The sequence below is a fragment of the Nonomuraea marmarensis genome, assembly GCF_043197025.1.
GTDB lineage: Bacteria > Actinomycetota > Actinomycetes > Streptosporangiales > Streptosporangiaceae > Nonomuraea > Nonomuraea marmarensis.
On sequence record NZ_JBICRM010000013.1, the window covers coordinates 1 to 15972 of the forward strand.

15 protein-coding genes, 1 tRNA gene and 3 pseudogenes are annotated in these 15972 nt (G+C 67.5%); 6 read left to right on the forward strand and 13 right to left on the reverse strand.

Annotation, left to right across the window (positions count from 1 at the left end; all coding sequences use genetic code 11):
- Positions 1-127 precede the first annotated feature (127 nt).
- Complete coding sequence (locus ACFLIM_RS22055) at positions 128-1003, reverse strand: DUF3037 domain-containing protein (RefSeq protein ID WP_393168252.1); 876 nt, start codon at positions 1001-1003, stop codon at positions 128-130.
- A gap of 551 nt (positions 1004-1554) precedes the next feature.
- Between ACFLIM_RS22055 and ACFLIM_RS22060 the strand changes: the two genes are divergently transcribed.
- Entirely contained in the window at positions 1555-2157 is a 603-nt protein-coding gene (locus ACFLIM_RS22060; RefSeq protein WP_393168253.1) for a hypothetical protein, read from the forward strand.
- 35 nt (positions 2158-2192) lie between these two features.
- On the opposite strand, the gene ACFLIM_RS22065 is transcribed toward ACFLIM_RS22060, so the two are convergent.
- Together ACFLIM_RS22065 and ACFLIM_RS22070 are read right to left on the reverse strand one after the other, a co-directional pair.
- Entirely contained in the window at positions 2193-2396 is a 204-nt protein-coding gene (locus ACFLIM_RS22065) for a hypothetical protein (RefSeq protein WP_393168254.1), read from the reverse strand.
- Between the two features lie 595 nt (positions 2397-2991).
- Positions 2992-3363 carry a DUF5997 family protein gene (locus tag ACFLIM_RS22070; protein WP_393168256.1) on the reverse strand — a complete coding sequence of 124 codons (372 nt, stop codon included), beginning with the start codon at positions 3361-3363 and terminating at the stop codon, positions 2992-2994.
- Between the two features lie 54 nt (positions 3364-3417).
- On the opposite strand from ACFLIM_RS22070, the gene ACFLIM_RS22075 reads away from it, so the two are divergent.
- Positions 3418-4146 carry a LysR substrate-binding domain-containing protein gene (locus ACFLIM_RS22075; protein WP_393168258.1) on the forward strand — a complete coding sequence of 243 codons (729 nt, stop codon included), beginning with the start codon at positions 3418-3420 and terminating at the stop codon, positions 4144-4146.
- A 428-nt stretch (positions 4147-4574) separates the two neighbouring features.
- Here the strand turns inward: ACFLIM_RS22075 and ACFLIM_RS22080 are convergent, their stop codons facing one another.
- Together ACFLIM_RS22080 and ACFLIM_RS22085 are read right to left on the reverse strand one after the other, a co-directional pair.
- Positions 4575-5087 carry a cupin domain-containing protein gene (locus ACFLIM_RS22080; protein ID WP_393168260.1) on the reverse strand — a complete coding sequence of 171 codons (513 nt, stop codon included), beginning with the start codon at positions 5085-5087 and terminating at the stop codon, positions 4575-4577.
- Positions 5088-5106: 19 nt separating this feature from the next.
- Complete coding sequence (locus ACFLIM_RS22085) at positions 5107-6051, reverse strand: NmrA/HSCARG family protein (protein ID WP_393168262.1); 945 nt, start codon at positions 6049-6051, stop codon at positions 5107-5109.
- A gap of 76 nt (positions 6052-6127) precedes the next feature.
- Here ACFLIM_RS22085 and ACFLIM_RS22090 point away from each other — a divergent pair, with 76 nt between their 5' ends.
- Positions 6128-6988 carry a helix-turn-helix transcriptional regulator gene (locus ACFLIM_RS22090; protein ID WP_393168264.1) on the forward strand — a complete coding sequence of 287 codons (861 nt, stop codon included), beginning with the start codon at positions 6128-6130 and terminating at the stop codon, positions 6986-6988.
- Positions 6989-7661: 673 nt separating this feature from the next.
- On the opposite strand, the gene ACFLIM_RS22095 is transcribed toward ACFLIM_RS22090, so the two are convergent.
- The 7 genes from ACFLIM_RS22095 to ACFLIM_RS22125 all read right to left on the reverse strand — a co-directional run bounded on the left by ACFLIM_RS22095 (position 7662) and on the right by ACFLIM_RS22125 (position 10722).
- Positions 7662-7733 (reverse strand) — tRNA-Val (locus tag ACFLIM_RS22095).
- A 17-nt stretch (positions 7734-7750) separates the two neighbouring features.
- Positions 7751-8692 (reverse strand): ROK family protein, encoded by a 942-nt coding sequence (locus ACFLIM_RS22100; protein WP_393168265.1) that lies wholly within the window; start codon positions 8690-8692, stop codon positions 7751-7753.
- 57 nt (positions 8693-8749) lie between these two features.
- A complete protein-coding gene (locus ACFLIM_RS22105) occupies positions 8750-9073 on the reverse strand; it encodes a hypothetical protein (protein WP_393168267.1) in 324 nt (107 codons plus the stop codon).
- 14 nt (positions 9074-9087) lie between these two features.
- The gene (locus ACFLIM_RS22110; protein WP_393168649.1) at positions 9088-9546 is read right to left on the reverse strand and encodes a peroxiredoxin; all 459 of its coding nucleotides are present in this window, start codon (positions 9544-9546) and stop codon (positions 9088-9090) included.
- 29 nt (positions 9547-9575) lie between these two features.
- Positions 9576-10004 carry a DUF3052 domain-containing protein gene (locus tag ACFLIM_RS22115; protein ID WP_393168269.1) on the reverse strand — a complete coding sequence of 143 codons (429 nt, stop codon included), beginning with the start codon at positions 10002-10004 and terminating at the stop codon, positions 9576-9578.
- Positions 10005-10122: 118 nt separating this feature from the next.
- Entirely contained in the window at positions 10123-10530 is a 408-nt protein-coding gene (locus tag ACFLIM_RS22120; RefSeq protein WP_393168271.1) for a secondary thiamine-phosphate synthase enzyme YjbQ, read from the reverse strand.
- A 9-nt stretch (positions 10531-10539) separates the two neighbouring features.
- Positions 10540-10722: a DUF1918 domain-containing protein gene (locus ACFLIM_RS22125; protein ID WP_393168273.1), complete on the reverse strand. Its 183-nt coding sequence runs from the start codon at positions 10720-10722 to the stop codon at positions 10540-10542.
- Positions 10723-11014: 292 nt separating this feature from the next.
- Between ACFLIM_RS22125 and ACFLIM_RS22130 the strand changes: the two are divergent.
- Both ACFLIM_RS22130 and ACFLIM_RS22135 read left to right on the forward strand, forming a co-directional pair.
- Positions 11015-11419: pseudogene (locus ACFLIM_RS22130) on the forward strand (HAMP domain-containing protein); the annotation flags it as partial.
- Positions 11420-11543: 124 nt separating this feature from the next.
- Positions 11544-11753, forward strand: a pseudogene (locus ACFLIM_RS22135) (response regulator); the annotation flags it as partial.
- A 191-nt stretch (positions 11754-11944) separates the two neighbouring features.
- On the opposite strand, the pseudogene ACFLIM_RS22140 reads toward ACFLIM_RS22135, so the two are convergent.
- Positions 11945-12481, reverse strand: a pseudogene (locus ACFLIM_RS22140) (ATP-binding cassette domain-containing protein); the annotation flags it as partial.
- 624 nt (positions 12482-13105) lie between these two features.
- Here ACFLIM_RS22140 and aceE point away from each other — a divergent pair.
- A complete protein-coding gene (gene aceE, locus ACFLIM_RS22145) occupies positions 13106-15853 on the forward strand; it encodes a pyruvate dehydrogenase (acetyl-transferring), homodimeric type (protein ID WP_393168275.1) in 2748 nt (915 codons plus the stop codon).
- The last annotated feature ends 119 nt before the right edge of the window (positions 15854-15972 follow it).

Here is a 15972-nt window from a genome sequence, read left to right on the forward strand (position 1 = left end):
AGATCCAGTGGGATAGCGGGCGGTGGTAGAAGATCACCCGTTCTACTGGATCTCCGTTCCTCTTGCCCCCACTTCGCCCCAACCCCTTGACGACCAAACCCTGGACCTTAACTACCCGGCCTTGGGGCTAGCTGAGAGAGCGCGCCAGCTCCGCCGCCCTGGCGCTGATGGCTCCCACGTCCTGTGAGGCATGCACCTCGGCTCTGAGGTTCTCAAACACCTGCTCGGCTTCTTCGTATGCCTTTATTTCCTCAGGTGTCTCCGGTGGAGCAATCACGACCTCGAGGTCCACGTCTGGGGCGATACGGCTCACATTTCCGAACGCGTCTACTACTCGAGCATCTTCTCCGTCTCGGAAGCGCCCGATCGCGTAACCCCATGACTTCACTCTGTCGGGCACTTCGTCGACTTGAGCCAGACGGAACGACCAGGTCTGGGTGAGCTGTACGGCTCTGCCGTTGGCGATGGCGAAGTCCATCGGAGACTGCAGCCTTGCTCCCACATGGAGCTGCACCTTCGAGCGCACCAGGTGATCGGCGATGTTCGCCTCTTGGTAGGCCTTCCGCAGTTGGCTCTGGAGCGCGTGGCGAGTGACCGAGCGATGCTTAGGTGACTCGACTGGATCGACTATCAGGTGGTCGAAAACGAACGCGAGTGCATCCTGAGCATCGTCTGCGATCACCGGTGCCGGAGCGCTGAACTGCACGACGTTGCGGTAATCATGGTGAAGCCTGTCCAGCCAGTCCTCGCCTAGAGGCTCGCCAGCGTCTTCCAGGAGTGCCGCCTGGTTACGCTCGATCTCGTCGTACAGCTTGAGCAGGCACCCGGTCGCCGTCTCCAGAATGGGACGGTCGACGAAGCGGCGGACACGCTGCAAGTTGCTGAGTTGACGCAGCGACCAGTCGCCTGTCGCGGGATCTCCCGCTATGGCGCCGATGTTGACGAACTCCCCCGTTTTTGGATCGGGGAGACAGCGAACAATCGAGTAGAGGTAACGACTCATTGGACCGACCTCCCTTCAGATCAGTGCTCGGATCCTGGCGGCTACAGCTGATGCGCGATGCTCGAGGAACCAGCCGAGTGCCTCCAGATCGTCGTCGCTCACTGGCCACGATGCTGGCACGCCACGCACAACCTTGACGAGAGCATCGCGATTTATTCTCTCAAGTGCCCCTGACACTCCGGCGATCGCCTCTGGGTCCAACCCGTCGGGCGGGTCGGTGAGCGGGTTTGGCTCATCTGCGCACTCGACGAGGAACTGGCGGCTGATACGCCCATCATGAGGCGGAAGATAGAGGCCGTGGTCATGGCTGTAGATCGAACGATCGCTATCAAGGTCATGGAGCCACTGAGGATCGTCTCCGAAACACCAATCGTAAAGGGCGTAGAGGCCTACGTGGCGGCGCCGATTATCGTCTCGTGTGCGGCTGGCCAGCGCCGGCCGACACTCGCGCATGGGCCTGGCATCGTCGCGCCGCTTCCGCCGCCGTGTACTCCAGACGCCAAAGAACCGCGTCTTCTCTCGTCCGAACCTTCCGTCTCTGGAGTCACGCCATGCGCTTACGTCTGTACGCAGTCCTGGCCGCGCTTGTTGGATCGTTCCTGATCCCCGCCACTCCGGCCGACGCCGCCACCACCTACCGCGGCGACGGAGACCACCTCCAGCGCATCCGAGCAACCACCACCCCGGGCATCGCCCAGGTCACCTACGACGGAGACGGATACTTCTCCGTCTGGGGTCTGGACAGCAACGGCAAGGAACAGCAGCTCCTCGCCAACTCCGCTGGCAGCTACAAGGGAACGGCCGCCTACAACGTGGATACATCCAACCGTCTGGTCGCGTTGAAGATCACCGCTGATGCGCCGTGGACCATCAAGCTGCTGCCGTTGAGCAAGGCCCGCTCCTGGTCGATCGCAAGGAACGGCTCCACCGATGATGTGCTGCGTCTGTCGAAGCCCAGCCGCGGCCTGCACAGTCTCCGGATCCGCTACACCGGCGGCGGATACTTCTCGGTCTGGGCGCTCGACGCCCGAGGCCGCCGCAGCGATCTACTCGCCAACAAGGCCGGCGCATACAAGGGCAGCGTGCCACTCCCGGCAGGATCCAAGTACGCGGTCATCACAGCGGACGGCCCATGGTCGATCGTCCGACGCTGATGCCGCCACCTGCCGACCCGTCTATGCCCCCGTCTCTATGTGAGTGAGGCGCGAAGCTTCCGCCGCTCCTGGATGATCATCACCGCCTGGTCCGCCAGCGCCGAGTAGGTGGGGCTTGCGGATGGTCTCTCGATCCCGGCGGCGCGCATCCGGTCGGTGACCTCGTACCGCAACTCCGCGACCCACTCTCCGACCTCGACACGAGCTTCCCAGCCGGGGAAGGTGAAGTGCCACGGCAACGAGCATGCTCCTGCAAGGGAGACCGCAGCTGCGGCGGCGGCCGGTACATCTTCCTGTCCGAGGATTGGGGGCACGAGAGGCGTTCCAACTTCGGGCCCCAGCGCTTCCGCCCGCCCGTGGATGAGCGGCACGCCGATGCCAAGGACAGGCCGGGCCATAGGTGGCCACGTGACCAGGAGCGCCGGATCACAAGAGGATGAAATGTAACCAGAACGCGAGCAAATGTAACCAGGTTGTGGTTACATTTGCTTCCGCGCGACCGGGCGCGACTACGACGATGTCGAGGTCAAGTCGGCGGCAGGAGGGCTGCCGCAGTCGCTCGCCTCCACCCTGAGCGCGCTCGCAAACCATCCGGGCGGTGGGACGGTCATCCTCGGCCTCGACGAGGCCACCGGCTTTCGTCCGGTACAGCTACCAGACCCACAGGCTCTCAAGCAGGGCCTCGGAAACGGGGCTCTTGTCGCAGGTGGGCCGTGCTTGGCCCGGCAAGAACCGCATCGTCCCAGTCCCAGTGCGTAAGCTCTCTGGTTCCTCAGGCAACGAGGACCTCTCGGCGGCTCGTCTCGCGTCGGAGACGTGCAGGATCTCAGCTCTCTAGCGTTGCTTGAGGCGGAGTGCTTCTTTGCGGGTCTCGGCCTGGATGGACCGCTCGCGCTCCAGCCACGCTGGGTTCTCCGCCTTCAGCGCATCGATCTCAGCGGTGGTGAGCGGTCCGGTGATCCCGCCTCTGGTCAGGCCGGAAATGGAGACCCCGAGCTTCGCGGCGACGACCTGCTTGGGGTGCGGGCCGTTGCGGCGCAGGTCAGCGAGCCAGGCGGGTGGCGTCGACTGCAACTCGTTCAGCTCGCCCCTGGAGACGACACCCGCCTGGAACTCGGCGGGAGTGGCTGAGAGGAGGACACCCAGCTTCTTGGCCGCGGTCTCGGGCTTCATCGTCTGGATGGTCTTCGGTTTGGGCGAGGTCATGGCGTCGAGAGTAGTCAGTCGGAACGGGTTCCCTGACATCGGTACCCTGAGGAAATGACTGATGGGGAGACCGGCAGGGTGTTCCGGCTGGCGTACGTGCCCGGGGTGACACCCGCGAAATGGGTCAACGTCTGGACCGAGAGGATGCCCAGCGTGCCGGTTACCCTGGTCGCGGTTCCCGCCGCCGAGGTGGTGAAACTCCTGCGGGATGGCGGCGCCGACGCCGGATTCGTCAGGCTGCCGGTCGACCGGGACGGACTCAGCGCGATTCCTCTCTACGTGGAGACCACGGTGGTCGTGGTGCCCAAGGACCACGCGGCGGCCGCCGCCGACGAGGTGGCCATCGCCGACCTGACCGACAACGAGGTGTTCCATCCTCTGGACGACACCATCGAGTGGACGGTCCGGCCCGGGCTGCCCGCGTTCACCCACCCGGCCACAACGGCGGACGCGGTCGAGTTGGTAGCGGCCGGCAGTGGGCTTCTCCTGGTTCCGCAGTCGCTGGCGCGCCTCCACCACCGCAGGGATCTCACTTACCGGCCGGTGCCGGACGCGCCGCAGTCTCAGGTCGCGCTGGCCTGGCCCACGGACGCGACCACTGACCTGGTGGAAGATTTCATCGGCATCGTCCGCGGCCGGACAGTGAACAGCTCCCGGGGCCGTACCCCCGCCTCCCCTGCGGAGAAACCGGCACAGCGGCAGGCACAAAAACCCGCACAGAATGGCTCCGGCCGCCGGGCCGTGCCGGCCAGCCGTAAAAGGAAGGGCTACCGGCCCCGGTGACCTGCAGCCCCGACGCCCAGATAAAACCGGGACAACGGCGGCATGCGCCCCAAAGCGTAACGATCGGCGACCTCAGCCACCATGCCGGGCCACCCACGCCCAGATCGCCGCGCTGATCCGCGGCCGACCTCCCGTGTCGCCGTTCCATGTGGGCACCCTGCACGGTGCCCGCAAGAGAGATTGAAGTCTTTCGAGGTGCTCGATCAGCCGAGCAGTGTGCGTCACGCACGCCGTGCGTGTCACGCACGTCGTGCGGACCACTGAGGGTGTCGATCTATGCGGATATTCGCATAGGTCGACCTATGCCGACACCGCGACTATGCCGAGAACCCTGGTCACGGAGCTCGCAACCCTGCTCGCTCATCGACGTAATCAACTGGCTCAGCTCCGGCGTCGCACCCGATGAATGGCTGGTTGCCGATCGCTGCTCAGGCTCCTGGCGGGTGGATGGTGAGTGGAGTGAGTTGGTGGATGTCGTGCCGGGCCCGGAGCGCCGCAATTTCGGCTTGATCTGGTGGTCCGGAGGCGGCGAGCAGGTCAGTGAGCTCCTGGAGGTAGAGCTCATGGCCAGCCGGGGATACGAGGAAGAGCATCCGGGCGGGTTCGGCTCCTCGGTTGAAGAAGGCATGTGGGCATCCGGCAGGTACGAACATGAAGCTTCCCGGGCCGCCTCGGAACACTGTGGCGCCGGTCTTCGACTCCCAGGTGCGCCAGTCGCCGTTGGCAGTGGCGGTCGGCTGGAAGGCGAGCAGGTCGAGTTCGCCTTCGAGCACGTAGAACACCTCCTCAGCCTGCTGGTGCAGGTGCGCCCCGACGTCGAACCCGGGGGCGACCTCGGCCTCGAACGTCGACCAGATCTTCGACTGCTCGGCGCCCGCCTTCAGGGTCATGGCCTGGATCCTGCGCCCGCCACCGGGCGGTAACAGCAGTCCATCGGTCATATGTGCCCGCTTTCTGTGCTCAGGGTTTCCAGCCTGTCGTCCGCAACCAGGTCTCCAGCCGCATCAGGCCCGGGTGGTCCGCCCGTAGCGCGGAGAGGTCGGACAACTCGGAGGGATGCTCGTTGAAGAACGTGAACATCTGGGCCAGCTGGCCGTCGAAGGCGCGGATCTGCTCGATGGGCGTCTGCCGGAAACTCGCCGGCAGGCCGCAGACACGGCTGAAGGTCCCGGCGATCTCCGGAGGTGTGAGTACGTCTCCGGCGAGCTCGACGGTCCGGCCGAGGAACCGGTCGGGCCGGTCGAACGCGATAGCCGCGAACGCGCCGATGTCGCTCACCGAGATCAGCTGCATCGGAAGCTCTGGTCGGACGGCGAGGTTGACCACCAGCTCGCCATCGATGAGCACCGGGCGATTGTAGGTGGCGAAATTCTCCATGAAAGAAACCGGACGCAGGATGGTCGCCGGAAGCCCGAGCGCGTGAATGTGCTCTTCGATCCGCGACTTGCTCTCGTAGTAGGGGATTCCGGAATGGGCGCCGGCGCCATTGAGCGAGCTGTACACGAGATGCTCGACGCCGGACTTCTGGGCGAGGTCCGCCACCGCCTTCCCCCGCCGTTCTTCCGCCACCACACCTTCAGGGCTGATCCTGGGGCCCACCATCATGGTCAGTACGAGGAAAACCCCGTGCACGCCCTCCATCGCCGCCCGGAGCGAAGCCGGATCGTCCAGGTCGCCAACGATCAGCTCGGCTCCCGCCTCCCGAAGCGCTTCGGCGGCGGGCGAACCGGGGTCGCGCACCAGAGCATGCACCGCCCGACCACGTTTGAGCAGGTGCTGCGCGGTCGCGCCACCCTGCTGGCCAGTGGCACCGATGACCAGCACCGGTCCCCTGTCATCGGCCATACAAAGCTCCTCATGTAAGGCTTCAACTGAATGATTATGATCGCCAGAATAGGCGGACAAGTCCGGCCGGTCCTGGTACCGATACTGCTAGCCTGCGGCCTGTCAACCACCCATTCCGCTCAGGAGTCGAATCGGCGTGACGAATGGCCACGAGGCCCCGCGGTCCGCGCGCCGTGCCGAACTGGCCGCTTTTCTCCGCGCTCAGCGGGCCCGGCTGCGGCCGGCTGATGTGGGACTCCCGGAGGACGTCGAACCCAGCCTTCGCCGGACTCCCGGCCTGCGGCGCGAAGAGGTCGCCCAGCTCTCAGGTGTCGGTGTCACCTGGTACACCTGGCTGGAACAGGGCAGGAACATCTCGGCGTCGGAACAGGTGATCGATGCACTCGCCCGAGCACTACTGCTCGACCCCGACCAGCGCCGGCACCTCCGTGGCCTGGCCGGTCTTGCCACCACGTCGGGCGAAACGCACGTCGGCGACGTACTTCCCCGATTGCAGCGACTGGTCGACGCGGCCGCCCCCAACATCGCCTCCATCTATGACGTGCACCTCGACTACCTGGTATGGAACACGCCTTACACACGGATCCGGAATGACCCTGTGAGGCTCCCCGACGATCGGCGCAATCTCCTGTGGATGATGTTCACCGACGCGGAGAACCGCGCCCGCATGGTCCGCTGGGAACCGGCCGCGCGTGCCGTACTAAGCCAGTTCCGAGCCGCTGTCGGCCAGCGGCCGGACGACCCGCGATTCGTGATGCTGCTGGCAGAGCTGACCGACGCCAGCCCGGAATTCCGGGAGTGGTGGGCGGAGTACCCCATCCGCGACTTCAGACCCGCGACCGTCAAGATTGATCACCCTCAGATCGGTCGGCTCGACCTGGAGATGTTTCAACTTCGCCCGGTCGAGCACCCGGACCTGCTGATGGTCCTGCAAGTACCCGCGAGCCAAGATCATCTACAGCGAGTCACCTCGTTGCTAAGCCCGCCCGTGACATGAGATCCATCCTCCCGACCGGCGACGTGCTCGCACCGAGCCGCGAACCGACGAGCCACCCGATGCGTCAACAATCGCGAGATCAACGGAGCAGAAGGTATCGGCGGCTGCGCCGCTCGGGCGGCCCGCACACGCCGGCTGATCGCGCCTCACGCACCGCGTCCGCGCAGGTGTCGGCCGTGGCTGGGGCCGGTGTACCACCGGCGTGGCCTGGACGTGTGCCGCTTTAGGGTCCGGGCTGGCTGGGGTGTGGATGTCAGCTGGGCGGCGGCGGGATCGTAGCCGGAGTAGCCGGGCGGCCCGGCAGCAGCGCGACCAGTAGGAACGTCACGATGGTGGTCACGGTGTTGATGACCGGCTACCAGGTGTCGACTTTGCCGAACAGGAAGTACGACGGCGCCCACCAGGGGCGGCGAATTCGTAAGAGGTAGCGTTTCTCTTCGCAGCCTGGGCTGCCGGCGGCCGGGCTCAACCCTCATGCCCGGTCGCCGAGCGAGCTTAGGGCCGCGAGAACGGCCATGACGTTTTTCTAACGCTCTACGCCAGTAGATCAGGCCAGTCACCAGGGACGAGGCGATGCCCGTGGACCGCATCTTTTCGCTGGCCCAAGAGGCATAGTCAAGCAGTTAGACAAGCATGCCCCGTTTCCATGATCGGAGACGGGGCCTTCCGTAGGTGGGCGGTACTGGGTTCGAACCAGTGACCCCTCGCTTGTAAGGCGAGTGCTCTACCACTGAGCTAACCGCCCCTGATCGGCACTACACCTTACGACACCACAGGGGCCGATCGCACATCTACCGCCCACCCGGGCCCGAGCTCCGGTCGGCCCGCCGCGCGCCAGCCCAGCAGGGCCGCCCCGAGCATGCCCGCGTCCACCCCCAGCGCCGCCGGGATCAGCGGGGGCGCGTCCCGGAAGGCCAGGCGCTTGACCAGGCGGGTGCGTACCGGGTCGAAGAGGGCCGGGCCCGCTTCCGCCAGGCCGCCGCCCAGGACGATCATCGAGGGGTCCAGCAGCAGCGTGTACGTGGCCAGCGCCAGCGACAGCGCCTCCACGGCCTCGTCCCAGACCTCTATGGCGATCGGGTCGTCCGAGGACACCACCTGCTCCGCCTTGACGCCCTCCACGCCTGCTCGCACGCTGTAGCGGCGCCCCACCGAGGCGGCCGACGCGTACGTCTCCAGGCAGCCGAACTGGCCGCACACGCACTGTTCGCCGTCGGGGAAGACCGGGGTGTGGCCGATCTCGCCGGCCCAGCCCGAGGAGCCCCCGTACGGCTCGCCGCGGATGATCGAGGCGCCGGCGATGCCTGTGCCGATGGGCAGGAACAGGAAGTCGGACAGACCTCTGCCCGCGCCCAGGATGCTCTCCGCCAGCCCGCCGGTACGTACGTCGTGTCCCAGCAGCACCGGAATGTCCAGCGCGGTGAAGTCCGTGGCCGGGACGTCGCGCCAGCCAAGGTTCGCCGCGTAGACGGCCGCGTTGCCGGACACCAGGCCCGGCACGGCCAGACCCACGCCTGCCGGCACGCCCTCGCCCGAGGCGGCCAGGTGGCTGATGAACTCGGAGATGGCGGCCACGACCGCCTCCGGGCCCTCCGACCGGGGGGTCGGGCGCCGCTCGCTCAGCAGCACCGCGCCGGACTCGCTGACCAGGCCGCCCTTCATGGACGTGCCACCGACATCGAGCGCGACGACGAACGAACTCATAGCGGACACGAAAGGAGACGATAGCGCAGCTCAGCAGATGCCTGGAAAGTCCCTCAGTCAGGCCCGCCCCAGCACTCGGTTGAGCGCCGCCTCCACCTCCGCCGAGAGTCCGGGCGCGGGCGGCGCCACCGACCCGGCCAGCGCCGATCCGGAGTCCGAGCGCGCCATCCGCACGGCCCCGCAGGACCGGCATTCCACCTCGCCCAGCCGGCAGATCAGCGCGACGGATCCGCAGGTGGAGCACGCGTCGAGGTCGAGGTCGTGCAGCCGTTGACAGTCCGGGCAGATCAACACCTGCGACTCGTCGCGCACCCCGCGCTGCCACGGGCTGGCGCCGCGCACCGGGTCGGTCTGCCGGGCCCCGCATCGGTAGCAGGGCATCGTTCCCTCCGAAGTCATGAAATGTCGGCGAGTGCCTTCACGTAGTCGGCGACGTCACGTGCCGAGGAGACCGGATTGACCACCGACCACCGGATCACGCCCTCGCCGTCGATGATGAAGGTCCCCCGCAGAGCGAGCCCCTTCGCCTCATCGAACACACCGTACGCCCGCGCGACCTGTCCGTGTGGCCAGAAATCAGAGAGCAGCGGGAACGTGTAACCCTCCCGATCCGCCCAGGCACGGTGCGTGAAGACGGAGTCCACGGACACGGTCAGCACCTGCGCGTCGAGCGGCTGGTCGCGCAGTGCGGACAGCTCTCCATGACAGATCCCGCTGAAGGCAAGCGGGTAGAAGACCAGCACGACGCTCCTGTCCCGGAACTGGGACAGCCTCACCGGGGTGCCGTGCTGGTCCTGCAGCTCGAAATCCGGAGCCAGGGCGCCGACCTCGGCAGGATGTGCGTTCACAGGCATCATCCTGCCGTACGGAAGGCGCTCGGGCTCTACCGGCGGCCCTTGGGCGTCACGAGCCTGGTCCCGGACCAGTCGGGTGCGGCGGAGATGCTGCTGGTCTGCGAGAGACCCGCGGTAGCGGCATCCTCCCCGATGTCGCTCGGCTCCACGTGGCCGTCGCGCCCGGCCTTGGGAGTCAGCAGCCAGATCTGGCCGCCGTCGGCGAGTGCTCGCATGGCGTCGCTGAGAGCGTCGAAGAGATCCCCGTCGCCGTCGCGCCACCACAGCAGCACCACGTCGACGACGTCGTCGCTCTCCTCGTCCAGCAGCTCGTTACCGGTCAGGTCTTCGATGGAGTCGCGAAGCTCGTCGTCGACGTCCTCGTCCCAACCGATCTCCTGCACCACCTGACCCGGCTTGAGGCCGAGTCGTTCGGCCAGGTCGCGTTCGCCCTGCGCCTGACCCGCGGTCGCGCTCACGTTTATCCCTCCTGCTTGAGTGGCCCCGCTCTATGCGGTTTATCGCTTCGGCACAGTCCACACGCTGTGACCCTCAGTCGTCAACGGTCGCCACGGGTACGGCCGTAGTCGGCCAGAATCAATCAGACAAAAACGACAGGCGAACCTGGCGTTGCCGGTTGTCGACGTTCAGATCCACGAGTGCGATCGACTGCCAGGTGCCCAGCGCCATTCTCCCACCCAGCACGGGGATGGTGGCGTATGGCGGGATCAGCGCGGGCATGACATGTGACCTGCCGTGGCCGCGCGAGCCGTGGGCGTGCCGCCAGCGGTCGTCGGCGGGCAGCAGGTCACGCAGCGCGGCCAGCAGGTCGTCGTCACTGCCCGAGCCCAACTCGAGCAGCGCGACACCGGCCGTCGCGTGCGGCACGAAGACGTGCAGCAGCCCGTCCTCGCCCTGCGCGCGGACGAAATCACTGCATTCCGCAGTGATGTCGTGCACCGTCTCTCGTGAACCCGAGGCCACAGAGATGATTTCAGATCTCACAAGCAGATCTTACGTATGCACAACGACGGCATCAGGGCCGGGAAACACCAGCCCGGTGTGCCCGTCGTCGAACCGCACGATGTAGGGAGGCCCGCCGTCGCGGCCCTGGACCTCCACGATCACTCCGCTCCGGTCTCCTTCGCCAACGGTATGCCCATGCACCAGGAGCCGGTCTCCTACCGTCGCATTCATACCTTCCACATTGGTACGCCGAAAGCCGGACGAAAAGACTGATTCGCAACTTTTGCTCCCCAGTCAGGGGGAGGAACAAAAATGGCCCAAACGTTACGCTGCGCAGATGTGGCGTTTCGGGCTGCGCGGCCGGATGGCGGCGTCGTACATGCTCGTCACGGCCACCGCGGTGCTGCTGGTCGAGGCGGTGATGGTCGCCCAGGACAAGAACATCAAGATCATCGGGTATGTCTACGTGCAGGCTCCGTTCGACGCCGTGATCAAGACGCCGTCGTCCGCGTCGGTGATGTCCATGCTCGTCCCCGGGCTGCTGGTTCTGGCCCTGGTGATCCCCGTGGGCCTGGTCTTCGGCCTGCTGAGCACTCGCCGCCTGACGCGGAGGGTGCGCAGGCTCGCGGGCGTGACGACGGCCGTGGCCGCGGGTGACTTCCGCCCCCGGGTCGCGGTCGCGGGCAACGACGAGGTGAGCACGCTGGAGCACTCGTTCAACGTCATGACCGACCGGCTCGGCGCGGCCGTGGAGGGGGCCAGGCTGATCACGCGGACCGAGGCCCGCCAGGCCGAGCGCGGCAGGATCGCCAGGGAGCTGCACGACTCGATCTCCCAGGACCTGTTCTCGCTCAGGCTGCTGGCCGCCGGCATGCGCAGGGCGGCGCCGGACCACCTGCGCACGCAGGCCGAGTCGATGGAGCGCACGGCCGCCCGCGCGATGCGCGAGATGCAGGCGTTGCTGCTGGAGCTGCGCCCGGTCGCGCTGGAGGACGCGGGCCTGCTGCCCGCTCTGGAGGAGCCTGCGGTTCGTCCTGGAGCAGGAGGAGGGCATCGAGGTCGCGGGCGAGAGCGGCGACGGGGGCGCGGCGCTGCGGGCCGTCCGCGAGCTGCGGCCCGACGTGGTGCTGCTCGACCTGGTCATGCCGGTCATGGACGGACTCGCGGTGCTGGAGAGGCTGCGCGGGGAGGACGAGCGGCCGGCGGTGATCGTGCTGACGTCGTTCCAGGAAGAGGACAGGGTCGTGGAGGCGGTCCGGCTCGGCGCGCTGTCGTATCTGTCCAAGACGACCGCGGTCGACCGCGTGGTGGCGGCGGTGCGCGCCGCCGCCCGCGGCGGCCGCGTGCTGGAGCCCGGGATCGCCGCGCTGCTGCTCCATCCCCGGTACCGGGACAGGCCGGCGGTGACCGCGCACCCGAGCAGCACGCCGCCGCCCCCGCCGAGCACGGCCAGCGCCAGCGACTCGGCCAGGAACTGCCCGGCCACGTGCCCCCGCGTCGCCTCGAGCGCCCTGCGCAACCCGATCTCCCCCCGCCGTTCGAGAACCGAGATGACCATGATGTTCCCGATGCCGATCCCGGCCACGAGCAGCGCGATGGCGCCGAGCGCCAGGAACAGCGTCGCGGTCGAGTCGGCCACCGCGACCCGCGCGGTCAGGGCGTCGGACGGCCGCTCGACCTTGACCTGCTCGGGCGAGAACGGGTTGGCCGTGGCGGACAGCAGCACCGCCACCTGCTCGACCCGTTCCAGCAGGTGGAACTGCTGGAAGATCACGCCGATCCGGTGGGCGCGCAGCCCGGCCAGGCGCCGGTCGCCCAGCCCGTCGGCGGCCAGCCCGGCCAGCCGGACCGAGCCCCGGGTGCGACGTTCGAGCGCGGCCATGAGATGCAGCAGCGTGGACTTGCCCGACCCGGACGGGCCGAGCCCGGCCATCTCCGCCGCGGTGGGCGGCCGGTGGCTGGGACCGCCGCGCCTGGGCAGCTTGGCCATGATCGACTCGCAGGGCCTGAGGGCGCTGTCCGGCGGCTTGGCCGTGCCGGGCGGAAGATCGATCTTGCCCGTCCGCGGGTCCAGCACGGGGTCGGGCAGGTTGGGTAGCCGTGGGCCCGCACGCAGGCGGCGAGCTCGCGGTAGATGGCCAGCTCCGACTGGGCAGCCGGGGTGGCCAATGGAGCCGCGGAGCCAGGGGAGGGCCCGCAGGCCGCCAGCAGCGGCACGAGCAGGATGCGATGCTGGACGGGCCCTGCGGAAGCCGTACTCAGAGGCTGGCGGCTAGACTCACCCGTCGCATCGCACCGGCGCGGGTGAGAACCTCCCCTGTTCGGGGGAGGGTTGGGGGTACGGCACCAACAGCCGGGACAAGGCGACCCGCGACATTCGAGCGAAATTTCGTTCGTTTTCCTGTCTTGTTAAATTGCTCCCGCGATGTAACCTTTGGTGGCGATTCGTCCTACCATCGGTGGTCTAGGCCATCTGGACGGCCCTGCCAGCAGGGACACTCTGGTTACCGGCGAGTAGAGATGCGATTTCTACGGCTAGCGACCAGGATGGAAGGCGACCGCCAGGGCAAGACACCCAGACCAGACATCAGTCATCCTCGGAAGGCGAGACCCAGTGGCTTCCGGACGCCAGCGATTCTCGATCATCAGCGACGGCCTACCCAGCCAACTGCCTGATGTCGACCCCAGTGAGACCAACGAGTGGCTCGAGTCTCTCGACAACGTCGTCAAGACCGAAGGCCGTACCAGAGCCCGCTACCTGATGCTCCGCATGCTGGAAAGGGCCCGTGAGCACCAGGTCGGCGTGCCGGGCCTGCGCAGCACCGACTACATCAACACGATCCCGCCGGAGCGCGAGCCGTGGTTCCCGGGTGACGAGCACGTCGAGCGGCGCATCCGCGCCTACATCCGCTGGAACGCGGCGATCATGGTGTCCAGGGCCAACGCCCGCACCAACGTGGGCGGCCACATCGCCACCTACGCCTCGGCCGCGTCGCTCTACGAGGTGGGCTTCAACCACTTCTTCCGCGGCAAGGACCACGGCGAGTCGGGCGACCAGGTCTTCTTCCAGGGGCACGCCGCGCCGGGCATCTACGCCCGGGCCTTCCTCGAAGGCCGGCTCAACGAGGCCCAGCTCGACGCGTTCCGCCAGGAGTTGTCGCACGGCTTCCACGGCCTGCCCTCCTACCCGCACCCGCGGCTCATGCCCGACTTCTGGGAGTTCCCGACGGTCTCCATGGGCCTGGGCCCGATCGGCGCGATCTACCAGGCGCGGTTCAACCGCTACCTGCTCAACCGCGAGATCAAGGACACCAGCCGCAGCCACGTGTGGGCGTTCCTGGGCGACGGCGAGATGGACGAGCCCGAGTCGCTCGGCGCGATCGGCCTGGCCGCCCGCGAGGAGCTCGACAACCTCACGTTCGTGATCAACTGCAACCTGCAGCGGCTCGACGGCCCGGTACGCGGCAACGGCAAGATCATCCAGGAGCTGGAGTCCTACTTCCGCGGCGCCGGCTGGAACGTCATCAAGGTCGTCTGGGGCCGCGACTGGGACCCGCTGCTGGCGGCGGACGTCGACGGCGTGCTGGTCAACCAGATGAACACCACGCCCGACGGCCAGTTCCAGACCTACTCGGTCGAGTCCGGCGAGTACATCCGCGAGCACTTCTTCGGCGGTGACCCGCGCCTGCGCAAGATGGTCGAGCACCTGACCGACGACGACATCCGCAAGCTGTCGCGCGGCGGCCACGACTACCGCAAGGTCTACGCGGCGTTCAAGTCGGCCCGCGAGCACGTCGGCCAGCCGACCGTGATCCTCGCCCAGACCATCAAGGGCTGGACGCTGGGCAAGGACTTCGAGGCGCGCAACGCCACGCACCAGATGAAGAAGCTCACCAAGGCCGAGCTCAAGGAGTTCCGCGACCGGCTCTACCTGCCGATCCCGGACTCGGCACTCGAGGGCGACCTGCCTCCTTACTTCCACCCGGGCGAGAACGACCCCGAGATCGAGTACATGAAGGAGCGCCGCGCGGCCCTCGGCGGCGTGCTGCCCAAGCGGGTCATCCGCGCCAAGCCGGTCAAGCTGCCGGGCGACGACGTCTACAGCCAGTTCCGCAAGGGCTCGGGCAAGCAGCAGGTGGCCACCACGATGGCGTTCGTGCGGCTGCTGAAGGACCTCATGCGGGACAAGGAGATCGGCCACCGGTTCGTGCCGATCATCCCGGACGAGGCCCGTACGTTCGGTCTCGACGCCATGTTCCCGACGGCCAAGATCTACTCTCCGCACGGCCAGACCTACGAGGCCGTCGACAGGGAGTTGCTGCTGTCGTACAAGGAGGCCGTGCAGGGGCAGATCCTGCACGAGGGCATCAGCGAGTCGGGCTCGATGGCCTCGGCCATCGCGGCCGGCAGCGCCTATGCCACGCACGGCGAGCACATGATCCCGATCTACATCTTCTACTCGATGTTCGGGTGGCAGCGCACCGGCGACCAGATGTGGCAGATGGGCGACCAGATGGGCCGCGGCTTCCTGCTGGGCGCCACCGCGGGCCGCACCACGCTCAACGGCGAGGGCCTGCAGCACGAGGACGGCCACACGCCGCTCATCGCCTCGACCAACCCGGCCGCGGTCTCCTACGACCCGTCCTGGGCGTTCGAGGTGGCCCACATCGTCAAGGACGGCCTCAGGAGGATGTACGGCGACCAGCCGGAGGACGTCTTCTACTACCTGACCGTCTACAACGAGCCCTACCTGCAGCCGGCGCAACCCGCAGACCTCGACGTGCAGGGGCTGCTCAAGGGCCTGTACAAGTTCGCCGACGGCCCCCAGACGCAGGGCCCCAAGGCCAACATCCTGTCCTCCGGCGTGGCGGGCCCGTGGGCGATCGAGGCGCAGCGGCTGCTGGCCGAGGACTGGGGCGTGTCGGCCGACGTGTGGTCGGCGACGTCGTGGGCCGAGCTGCGCCGCGAGGCCCTGGCGTGCGAGGAGCACAACCTGCTCAACCCCGACGCCGAGCGGCGCGTCCCCTACGTGACCCAGGTGCTGTCGCCGGCGCAGGGGCCGTTCGTGGGCGTCAGCGACTACATGAAGGCCGTGCAGGACCAGATCGCGCAGTGGGTGCCGGGTGACTGGTCCTCGCTGGGCACCGACGGGTTCGGCCTGTCCGACACGCGCTCGGCGCTGCGCCGCCACTTCCACGTGGACGCGGCCTCGATCACCCTGGCCGTGCTGACCAGCCTGGTCAGGCGGGGCGAGCTCGACGGCGAGGTGCTGCGCGAGGCCATCGCCCGCTACCACCTCAAGAACGGCGTCACCGAGGCCGGTGGCGCGGAGAGCAACGACACCCAGTCGATGGGCGTCTGAGTCATCCGAAGACGGCGCTTCCACGCGGGAGCGCCGTCAGTTCGGTCTGGTGCTCCCGCCACAGGCATGTGGGGTGCTTGCTGGGGCGTGAGAGCCTTGTGGTCCTGCGGTTAGGCGGG